Consider the following 8,825-nt stretch of genomic DNA (forward strand, 5'->3'; position numbering starts at 1 on the left):
TTTTTGCGTAGTGCTATATCTATTATCTGTTGTTTTTTGATCCTCAAGCATCACCTCACTCCTTCTTGATTTTTGACATACACAAATGCTCCTTGAATTTCCTGTAATTCAAAATTAGTTTTTAGTTTTAACAAAGACTCGGAAGCACTGAGAAACAAATAAGAAGGTTTGAACATCCGTTCATAGAAAAAGTTAACGGTTTGGCGGATAGACGTATCAGAGAAGTAAATAAAAACATTCCGGCAAAACACAAAATGGGCTTGAGCTAAATAGTGAATATCAGCCTCCACTAATAAATTATTAACAGACCAATGAATTCGGCGATGAATTTCAGGAGAAACTCGCCAGATATCGGCTTCAGGAACAAAATATTTCTTTTTTAAAGCATCTGGAAAGCTCCGAAAAGAATACTGTCGATACAACCCCATTCTAGCTTTATCAATTGCCCGAGAAGAACCATCACTAGCCCAGATTTCAATGGGAACTCGCTCAAACCAACCCGCTTCATTTAAGGCGATCGCAATGGTTAAAGGTTCCTCTCCCGTGGAACAAGCGGCACTCCAAATTCGTAAAGGTTGGCAAGGATAAGATAAACTATAAAACTTTTCTAAATACTGAGGAATTAACACCTCAACCAACACCTGAATTTGATCATACTCACGCCAGAAATAGGTTTCAGGGACGCTCAAAGTATTAATCACTTCTTGCCATTCTTCATTCGCTTTTAGATCATACTTCAGCAGATAATAATAATCTAAAAATGAATCTAACCCATTTTCAACAACACGACTCGATAGCTTATCTGCTAACATATTTTGTTTAGAACTCGAATAAAACAATCCTGTTCGTTCATGGATCAGATCCCGTAAAATAATAAAAATATTATCGCTTAAATTCAAAGGTTCTGGAGAAAATCGCATATCAGTTATCAGTTATCGGTCATTAGTTATCAGTCATTAGTTAATGGTTGAGTTTCAACTGTTGGCTTTGTTTGTTTTTAATAACACTCTTCCCATTCGTAATTCGTAATTCGTAATTTGTAATTCATAATTCGTAGTTCCCTCTTCCCTATTCCCTGTTCAAGTAGCGCTATAACTGATAACTGACAACTGATAACTGTTTATTGATGCAATCCTTTTTGAGCCGCCCGACGCACAGCGGCTGACGGGTCATTGCGGGCTAAGATCCCCAACTGTTCAGTACACGAGCGATTTCCGAGATAGACCAAAGCATTAACCGCCGATAAACGCACACTTTGATCCTGATCATTTAATGCACTGATTAAAATTTCCGAAGCAAAAGGATGTTTGAGGCGTTTCAACACTTCAACCACGGTACACCGGACAACAGGATGGAGATGGGTTAAGCCTTGGCTAATCCCTTCAATATAGTCTTCTTTCTGACTAGAATGCTCCAAGGTTCGAGAAGCCAATGCTGTAATACAAGCTTCCCGACTGGTCGGGTCAACAGACAACTCCAACAAAGCGGCAATCGCTTCAGGAGTCCCCATGCGAGACAAAGACTCAATCGCGGCTTGTACAACCTTTTCCTCTGGATCAGCAGCAGCCATCCATTGTAAAGCAACTCCAGCTTCTTCTCCTCCCCGTTCTCGAAACGCATGAAGCGCATCTAAACGTCGTTCTGCGTTAGAAGAATTCAAAGCCATCAACAAGGGGGCGACTGCCTCTGTACTGCTAATTCGTCCCAAAGCCATCACCGCAGCGCGGGCAATATCCCCATCTCCAACTTCCAGTTCCACCAATCTCGTTAATAAAGGAATCGCTCTTTCCTCTCCGATATGGCCTAAAGCAACGGTAGCCGCAGCCCGGACTGGATACGCTTCATCCTGACTCACCAACTGCTCTAGGATGCTAAACACCTGTTCCAGGGTTTTTTCATGGGATGGCGATAAGAGATTCAGATCCAAACGTCCAATTGAACGGGCTGCTTGATATCGTACCCAGGAGTCCTCATCCTGTAAAGCCGTCAATAAATGAGGGAGAACATCATTCGCTTCTAAATCTCCAAAGGCATGAGCGACGGCGACTCGGACAAAGGTGACTTCTTCCCGTAAAGCTCGAACTAAGGTCGGAAGCACCCGCTCATCCTCAATATAAGGTAAATGTTCAATCGCTGCCCGTCGCACTTTTTCGTCAGGATCACGAATACATTCAAACAACGGTTCAATGCACTCCGCAAACGCAAAATACCCAGCAATTTTCACCGCCGACTCCCGAATAACCGGATTTGGGTTTTTCAGTAATTGTAGAATTCGTTGGGGTAAGGCAGGATGACCCAGAGAATTGAGAGCGGCAATCGCACCTAAACGAACAGCAGAATCTGGATGTCCTAAAAGCTCTAATAACGCTTCAAAAGCTCGTCCGTCACCAATTTGCGCTAACGCCGCCGTTGTCACCATCACCAATTCTGAATCAGCATTCAGTAAGCTGGTCAAGGCAGGAACCGCTTGATTATTGCCAATGCGACCCAGGGCGGTAATGGCGGCTTTGCGCGTTTCCACATCGGGAACATCCAGTTGAGCAATTAACAGGGGGGTGACACCACTGCCAAAACGAACTAACGCTTCCACAATGGTTTCTCGCAGTTGCGGATAACTTAAAAGTTGCGTTAAAGCCCCAGCCACCAAATTTCCTTCTAACCATCCCAAAATTAAGACAACCGCTTCCAGTTCTTCCGGGTTAGCTGTTTGAATTGTGTTGAGGAGGTTTTCAGTTCCCATCTCCGTCACCGCACGACGGGTGAGATCCGCAATGAATTCTCCTTCCCCAAATTCATTTTGATAGCGACGATGAATTTTGGCTAAGGTGATGGCTAAACTCCCAACGGGACAAGGGAATCCCCGATCAGGCGGTTGGTTGAGGGCATCCGCAATAGCGGTGACCACATCAGCCGACCCTAATTCCCCTAACACCTCAGCCACTTGTTGAGCTAACAGATCATGGTTTAACAACGACACAATCCGAGAACCAATGGTGGAATCTCCGATTCTCATCAACGCTTCCAAGGCGGGAAATGCCAGGAAGAAGTCTCCCGACTGAGCGATTTCCACTAATTTATCGACCGCTTCCGTTGCCCGCAGATGTCCTAAAGATTCGATGGTATGATAGCGAACATTAATATCTGGATCATCGAGCACTCGGATTAAAGCCGGAACTGCTCTGGAGTCATGGCGTTCTCCCAAAGCCAAGGCGGTGTAAATCCGTAAATCGGGATCAGTATCATTTAAGCATTCCACCAAGGATGGAATCGGATCAATCTGACTGAGAACTAAAATCTGAAGGACACTATTGAGAATGTCAGGATTGCGGTGTTGTTCACGCAGCAAGCGTAACAAATCCTGGGTTAAGTTGGGATCGTCTTGCATCGCCAAGCTATCAACGGCTTCCCGACGCAATCGCCAATTTAGGGTTTTTTGAAGTAAAGGCATTAAACGTCCTGCGATGGAAAGATCTCCAATTTGCATTAAGGCGTCCAAGGCGGGAAACGCTAAGAAAAAGTCCTGAGATTGAGCAATCTCCAGTAATGGATCAATGGCCTGGGGTGATTTCAAATGCCCTAATGCTTCAATGGCATGATAGCGGACGTTTTTATCAGGATCAGCTAACGCCAAAATCAAGGGAGGAATGGCTCGATCATCTCCCCGTTGTCCCAGGGTTTGAGCCGCATAAATCCGCAAATCTGGATCAGTCGGGTCATTCAAACATTCAATTAAGGCTGGAATTAAATCAACGGAGGAGAATGCTAAGACTTGAATCACACTATTAACAATCGTGGCATTGCGATGTTCCTGGCGTAACAGTCGTAATAATTCTGTTGTAATTTCTGGGTTATGGCTGGCTGTTAATCGCTCCACAACTTCCCGTCGCATTTGCCAACTACTGTCTCGGATCCTATTGAGAAAGTCTGAGTTCCCAGAAGGCCAACTTTCATTCGAGGGTGTAGACAAAGGAGTATCGGCTCCTGAAGCATCACCCCGATTGGCTGTTCCTGGTAGTTCTAGTGATAAAGACCGTTCTTGTTGCCACACTGTGGAAATATTGGGTTCTGAGGAAATCAGTTCACGGTGATAATGTTGAGCGAGATCCAGTTCTCGTTCTCGTCGAACAGTGACATCCTCAAGGGTGACAATGGTTCCGATAATCGCATTTTTTTCTCGTAAGGGCGTAATGGTTACGCGCTGCTGCATATATTGAAAGTGTTTGGACGCAACCGGACAGGGAATTAAGTATTGATGGAACGCAGGTGCGAGGGTTTCAATGACTCCTTCCGTAATCACCCGTTGAAATCGCTCTAGTAAACCCCGTTGTTCCAAATCAGGGATGAGATCTGTAATTTTTTGTCCACAACTCTGTTCCAGACTCATTCCCGTTAATTCTATTAATCGAGAATCCCAGGAACGAATGATCAAATTAATATCAGTTGTAAAAATACCAAGAGTCATAATCAGTTTTCAGTTATCAATTAATTACGAATTACGAATTAGGAATTACGATTCTTGATTCGTAATTCTTAATTATTCTATTTCAGGGGTGGGGAACTTCACCCGTACTCAGTTATCAGTTAGCAATGGGGAATGGATCATCGGAAAGAATATCTATTGCTATTAAAAAACAATGGCAACAGTTATGATTTCCTCAATAGTGATCAGCTATCAGTCATCAGTGAAAGAAATCCTAGAGAAAGGGAGCAGGGAACAGAAAAAATGTCACAAGTTTTTCACCCTTCAATCTTCCACTGATAACTAATCACTGGTTACTGATAACTGATAACTGATGACGAATGGCTGATAACTGGTTACTGATTTGTCGGTGTCGCTCACTAATTTGCCCAATATTCTCTATATTTTGCACAATCTCAGTTAAGACGCTGGAATGTTCTAAATTAGAACTGCGAATTAAATTAATTTGTTGGGTAATACTTTGAACGCTCCCCGTCATCTCTTTAATGGCTTTTGATTGTTCTACCATTGCTTTAGCAAGTTGTTCCGACTGTATTCGCATATTATCAACAGCTTGGGTCGTTTGAGAAGCAATCGTTGCTTGTTCGGTCATCTCCTGGGTGACACTATTAATCAAGGCTGCTAATCGTTCAGCTTCTTTAGAGATTTGCTCTCCCGCTACGGACTGTTCTCCAATAGCCCGTGAAGTGGTCATCACCCCCCGTCGCATCGACTCAATGGCTTGCATAATTTGAGAAGCACCCTTATTTTGTTCAAAAGTCGCTTTACGGACTTGTCCAGCTAAATTAGTCGTATTTTGAGCCGCTTTAATCACGTCACGGGCTGCACGAGCTTGTTCATTCATGGCTTTTGTCACTTGTTGGGCGATTTGCTGCATCTGCCGAGTAGAAACAACAATCCCCTGAGTGGTTTTAGATTGTTCAAAGGTGGCTTTTGCCACTTCTCGCGCTTGGTTAGCAGTGGTATTAATTGAATTGACAACGGTTTGAGCCGCAACCATTTGCTCCTCCGAGGCGGCGGCAATTTGACTGACTAATTGGGTCGTTTTTTCAATTCCCGATAGAATTTTCTTTAATCCTCCTAATCCTTCTTCGGCTAAACTTCCACTATCTTCAGCCACTCTTAAGCCTTCAGTGGAGGTATTGACCGCATCTTGGGCGACTTGCTGCAACGCTTTGATAATCGCTGCAATGTCGGAGGTGGCTTGGGCTGCGCGATCAGCTAAGTTGCGAATTTCTTCGGCGACGACGGCAAACCCGCGTCCAGCTTCTCCGGCTCTGGCAGCTTCAATGGAGGCGTTTAAGGACAGTAAGTTGGTGCGTTCGGAGATTAAATTAATCGTATCAACAATACTACTAATTTCGTTGGTGCGTTTGCCCATATCCCGAATTACATCGGCCGATTTAACCATCGATTCTCGCACCCGACTTAACCCTTGAATCGCTTTTTCAACGGTTTTGCCGCCCACTTCGGCATCTTGCATGACTCGACGGGTAATTTCATCCGCTTGTTGGGTCACGGTGGTAATGGAACGAATGGATCGATCTAACTGTTCGGCGGAGGTCGCTGCATTGGTGGCGGCTTCGGTAATTCGTTCTCCATTTTGGGCAACTCCCACCACAGATTGAGCCATTTCTTCCATTGAAGTCGAAACTTCTTCAATGGTGGAAGCTAAATTTTCAGTGGTGGCTGTCACTTCTTCAATGGAAGCTGCCATTTCATTAATTGAAGCGGTGGTTTCTTCAGAAGCAGCCGTTAAATCATCCGCATTTTGAGCAACGCCTCCAATCGAACTGGTCATTTCTTCAATGGAAGCAGCCGTTTGATTGACAGCAGCCGCTAAATTCTCCGTATCTAAACTAACACTTTTAATCGATGCAGCCACCTGTACCATCGAAGTCGTAACTTGAGTGGCTGAAGTTGCCATTTCTTGAGCGCTATTGGCAACATTATGGGTGGAAATACTACTTTGTTTCAGAGACGTTGAGGTTTGTTTAATCGCCGTTGCCAGTTCTGTACTATTGACGGTGACTTGTTCAATAGAGGCAGCCATTTCATTGATCGAAGATATTAATTCTTCCCCAGCAAGCCCAATGGATTGAGTTTGGTTGGCTGTATTTTTTAATGCGGTTCCTAGGCTTTGAATTCGGCTGCTCGTCTCTTCTGTGAGTCGAGTTTGAGAGTTAATTCCTGATGAAAGATGGTCTACCGTTTGCAAGAGTTCTTGGGTTTTGTTCAAGATTTGTTGATTGTCTTCCTTGGAGGGTGGCATCCTCAAATCTGACCCGTTTTGAAACTCAGATTTCGATAATTTTTTGGGAGAATCTTTCTCATCTTTTTTTTGTTTATTATTCGGCTTAACCATGATTTTTCTCCTGAATCTGTTGTTAGTTTTTGGGATGAGTTGTCAGTTATCAATTATTAACTAGGTAAAGACTATTTACTTAATTCTAAACACTAAATCATCAACTATAAGCTATAAATCTTTAGCCTAGGATGGATTGTTGATAGCGGATAACTGATGATTAGCCAGTAATTCTTCAACATTTAGAATTAAAACCACTCGTTTTCCTAAAGTTGCAATTCCTGCTAAATATCGACCGTTGACATGGGAAATTCCCTCTGGAGGCGGTTGAATGGCCTGCTCTGAAATCTCTAAAAATTCCCTAGCGGTATCAACAATCAGCCCCAAGGTACGATGATGGGTATTAATCACGATTAAACGAGTGCGTAAATCATAAGTCGCTTTATTCAGTCCAAATCGAACTCGTAAGTTAATCGCGGGAATCACTTGTCCCCTGGAAAAAACCACCCCCTCCACAAAGGGTAAAGTATTGGGAACTGGGGTAATTTGTTCAATCATTTCCATTTGCTGCACAATTTGAGACGGAATCCCATAGGTTGTGTCAGCGAGTTCAAATAGAATATAGGGTTGAGTTAAAGTTTGAAGGTTTGACATGGCAATGAGTGTGTATAGTGAACGGTTGATGATTGAGGGTCAACCTAACGTTGCCAATCGAACTAAAGCACCCACATCTAAAATCAATACCACCCGGCGATCGCCGAGTTCTGTTGCTCCCGCAATCCCCATGACTTGAACATAGGGATCGGTTAAAGGTGTCACCACGATTTCCCGTAGTCCTGTGATCCGATCCACCACCAACGCAACAATGCTTTCCCCGCTTCCGATCACGATGATCATTAGAGAGGAAGATTCAGTCTGGGGGGGAGGGGAGAGTTCAGGGTGTAATGTTGAAAGGGAAAAAATCTTAGCCAGACGGATCAATGGAAATACGGTGTTGCGATAGCTAACAATTTCGTTATTCTCAAAAGCAATAATTTGGGATTTTGAAACTTCTAGCACTTCTAGCACCGCCGATTGGGGAATGGCAAAAGTTTGTTGACCAACGGTAATGATCAAAGCATCGATAATCGCTAAGGTGAGAGGAAGTTGAATCGTAAATCGAGTTCCCACACCCTTGTGGGTCTCTAAACTTAGAAAACCCCCTAACTCCTGAACGGTATTTTTTACAATTGACATTCCCACTCCCCGTCCCGACACTAAATCGGCTTCCTCCTTGGTGGAAAATCCAGCGCAGCAGAGAATGTCTAATAAAGCCATCATGTTGTATTGGTCAGGTTTTCCGCTTTCTCCCGATTTGTCCTTCAACATCTGCACAAAGGAGCGGGTCTCATTCAGGTGGGTTTGAGTCTCGACTCGTTCGATCACCGTTTCAATATCAACGCCACGACCATCATCTTCAATTTCAATAATGACGGTTTCTCCAGATGTGGTTGCCAGTAGTTTGATGATTCCCTGGCGCGGTTTCCCAACTTTTTGACGCTCTTCGGGAGATTCAATTCCATGACTGACGGCATTTCGCACCAGATGTAACAGGGGATCGAGCATTCGTTCCACAACGAATTTATCAATTTCGGTTTCCTGTCCACTCATTTCTAAGCTGACTTGTTTTTCGCTGGTGCGAACTAAATCCCGAACCACAAATTGCATCCGAGCAAAAATCTCACCCACGGGAACTAACCGAACTTGCATCACTCCTTGGCGTAAGTCTCGCAATTGTCGTTCCAACATCAAGTTAATTTCTTGGAACGCTCGAATTTGAGGAGAGGGAAGATAGGACGTGATCGATTGAATCTGATCCTCTAACCGGGCTCGGCTCATGACTAAATCCCCAACCATTCGCATCAAATCATCTAGTTTGGGCAAGTCTACACGGACGACGTTAGAGGAGGAAAGGGGGAGCGGGGAGGCAGAGGGGGACGTTTCCCCTGGGCGGGGGGTCATTGGGGTCGGCGGTGGCTGGCGTCCTCGATCTCGGCGTCG

General features: G+C 44.3%; 5 protein-coding genes. All 5 read right to left on the reverse strand.

From position 1 onward, the window contains the following. Nucleotides 1–50: 50 nt before the first annotated feature. The gene (locus ACKPEB_RS07355) at nt 51–920 is read right to left on the reverse strand and encodes a CheR family methyltransferase (RefSeq protein ID WP_408964215.1); all 870 of its coding nucleotides are present in this window, start codon (nt 918–920) and stop codon (nt 51–53) included. 200 nt (nt 921–1,120) lie between these two features. Next, nucleotides 1,121–4,462 carry a HEAT repeat domain-containing protein gene (locus ACKPEB_RS07360; RefSeq protein ID WP_408964216.1) on the reverse strand — a complete coding sequence of 1,114 codons (3,342 nt, stop codon included), beginning with the start codon at nt 4,460–4,462 and terminating at the stop codon, nt 1,121–1,123. Nucleotides 4,463–4,766: 304 nt separating this feature from the next. After that, complete coding sequence (locus tag ACKPEB_RS07365; protein ID WP_408964218.1) at nt 4,767–6,845, reverse strand: methyl-accepting chemotaxis protein; 2,079 nt, start codon at nt 6,843–6,845, stop codon at nt 4,767–4,769. Between the two features lie 126 nt (nt 6,846–6,971). Further along, the gene (locus ACKPEB_RS07370) at nt 6,972–7,439 is read right to left on the reverse strand and encodes a chemotaxis protein CheW (RefSeq protein WP_408964219.1); all 468 of its coding nucleotides are present in this window, start codon (nt 7,437–7,439) and stop codon (nt 6,972–6,974) included. 39 nt (nt 7,440–7,478) lie between these two features. Continuing rightward, nucleotides 7,479–8,825, reverse strand: a 1,347-nt coding sequence (locus tag ACKPEB_RS07375) for a chemotaxis protein CheA (protein WP_408964220.1), incomplete at its 5' end; no start/stop codon positions are given.

The sequence above is a fragment of the Planktothrix sp. genome (genome assembly GCF_046067725.1).
In the GTDB taxonomy this organism is placed as follows: Bacteria; Cyanobacteriota; Cyanobacteriia; order Cyanobacteriales; family Microcoleaceae; genus Planktothrix.

Coding starts and splice junctions, on each gene's coding strand:
- ACKPEB_RS07355 (WP_408964215.1), bottom strand. CDS start 920: ATGCGATTTTCTCCAGAACCTTTGAATTTAAGCGATAATATTTTTATT.
- ACKPEB_RS07360 (WP_408964216.1), bottom strand. CDS start 4,462: ATGACTCTTGGTATTTTTACAACTGATATTAATTTGATCATTCGTTCC.
- ACKPEB_RS07365 (WP_408964218.1), bottom strand. CDS start 6,845: ATGGTTAAGCCGAATAATAAACAAAAAAAAGATGAGAAAGATTCTCCC.
- ACKPEB_RS07370 (WP_408964219.1), bottom strand. CDS start 7,439: ATGTCAAACCTTCAAACTTTAACTCAACCCTATATTCTATTTGAACTC.